The organism is Clostridium sp. (genome assembly GCF_051656525.1).
In the GTDB taxonomy this organism is placed as follows: domain Bacteria; phylum Bacillota; class Clostridia; order Clostridiales; family Clostridiaceae; genus Clostridium.
This window is the reverse complement of sequence record NZ_JBOGCC010000097.1, coordinates 1-1681: the sequence shown is the minus strand read 5'-3', so window position 1 is coordinate 1681 and position 1681 is coordinate 1. Positions and strand designations below refer to the sequence as shown.

The following is a 1681-nucleotide window of genomic DNA, read 5'->3' as shown; positions in this document are numbered from 1 at the left end:
ATCCTGTCAAATAAACCATTATTATTTGATACATCCTATCATCTATAGGAAATATTGGAGATTGTGTTTTAAATATAAATCCTATCCACATTCCTAAAAGATTACTTACAAGAAACCCACAAAATATAAATGCTATAAGGGGAAATACCATACTTATTGCTTTTTCCAAGCTACTTCCTCTCTTATTGTTAAAATCTTCAACTTCTAGTTTTTTTAATTCTATTTCCATTTGATTTTGAGTATTTTTATCTAGAACAAACTTATTTATAATTTTTAAAGCTTCATCAATTATAACCATCTTAATTCCCTCTTCCTATTGTTAATAGGTAATTCCTTTTAATTATATTTTCTGACATTTGATTCTCTATATCTAATACATCAAACCCATATTTTATCCATCTTTCTTTTTGTTCTCCAAGTATTGTAAATTCGTCTATAAGTCTATTTACTTCTAGATTAATCTCTTTCTGGGTTGCTCCTTCTTCCCATATATTAATTTCTTTATTCCATAATTTTTTAAATAAATAATTTGGAGCGTCTACTGTAATAATCTTATTATTTTCAATATATTCTCCATCTTTTAGTAGTTCAACTTTTCCATCTAATAATATTAATTCTTCTCTAGTTTTTTCTCTCATTACTCCAGAATCTAATATTGGATTTTGGAACTCTACTTCAGTTGATATATGGCAATTTATACTCCATTCTGGATAATACTTTATTGGTTCAGCCTTAAATTCTCCATATGAATTTACAATTGGTCTTGCTACTACTGTTAATGTTTTTATATCATAAATATATATAATCATTGATTCTCCTTTGTAATTTTATTTTTAGTTTTTCTAATTTTTTATGTTGGGTAAATTATCGAATTTATACAAAAACTCCACTTTTTTATAAGTTATAAAGCCTTGATTTTACTATCTTTTTAAAAATGAGTACCTGGATAAATCGTCTATAGCTTTAACGATTTTGTTAGCTTTATAAGGTGTATAAATCTCAAAGTTTTAACTAAATTCGATAATTTATTGAAATTTTAAAGTCCTGTTTCTCTTCTAATTTGAAGTATTTTACTTCTATTTTCTGCTCCAGTACGAGCTTTTATATAGTGATCCTTTGTAACTTTAGTATCATTGTGATGTGCATATTCAGCAGCAAAATTTATGTCTGAAAGATTACTTAATAAATTTATTGCTGTTTTACGTAATGTATGAGGATAAAGTTTGTCATACCCTATTAGCTCTCCTATTTTCTTTATTCTGGCTCTTATAGTACTTTGCTGCATTTGTACATAGCTTTCTTTACTCTTCGTTATAAACAAGTAATCAGAAGCTATATTTTTACTATCTCTATAATCTATCCACTCTCTTAATAATTTTTCTGTGTTATCCAGGAAAATAATATCTACAATTTTATTCCCTTTTTCTTTTACATCTTTAAAGTATCCTGCTCTAATATCTAATTGAGACAATTTTAAATTAGATATTGCGGATATTCTAGCAGCACTCTCCAGGAATAATTCCCATAAAAGTCTTGACTGAATATCAAACCTTTTAGAGTTATGCTCCATTAAAATTCTAGCTTTTATTATATCCTCTATATTTAAAAAGTAACTCTCTCTTCTCTTATCAAAAGCTCCATTTTTTAATCTATCCAATTTATGTTGAAATGGATGATATTT

The 1681-nt window shown here is 26.5% G+C and carries 3 protein-coding genes; all 3 read right to left on the bottom strand.

Annotated features, from left to right (window positions below):
* Positions 1-298 (bottom strand): hypothetical protein (locus ACRDDY_RS04385; RefSeq protein ID WP_438563754.1); only part of this gene is annotated, 298 nt, incomplete at its 3' end.
* 1 nt (position 299) lies between these two features.
* Complete coding sequence (locus ACRDDY_RS04380) at positions 300-809, bottom strand: hypothetical protein (protein ID WP_438563753.1); 510 nt, start codon at positions 807-809, stop codon at positions 300-302.
* Positions 810-1036: 227 nt separating this feature from the next.
* On the bottom strand, positions 1037-1681 hold a 645-nt coding region (locus ACRDDY_RS04375; protein WP_438563752.1), incomplete at its 5' end, for a site-specific integrase.

Coding starts and splice junctions, on each gene's coding strand:
- ACRDDY_RS04380 (WP_438563753.1), bottom strand. CDS start 809: ATGATTATATATATTTATGATATAAAAACATTAACAGTAGTAGCAAGA.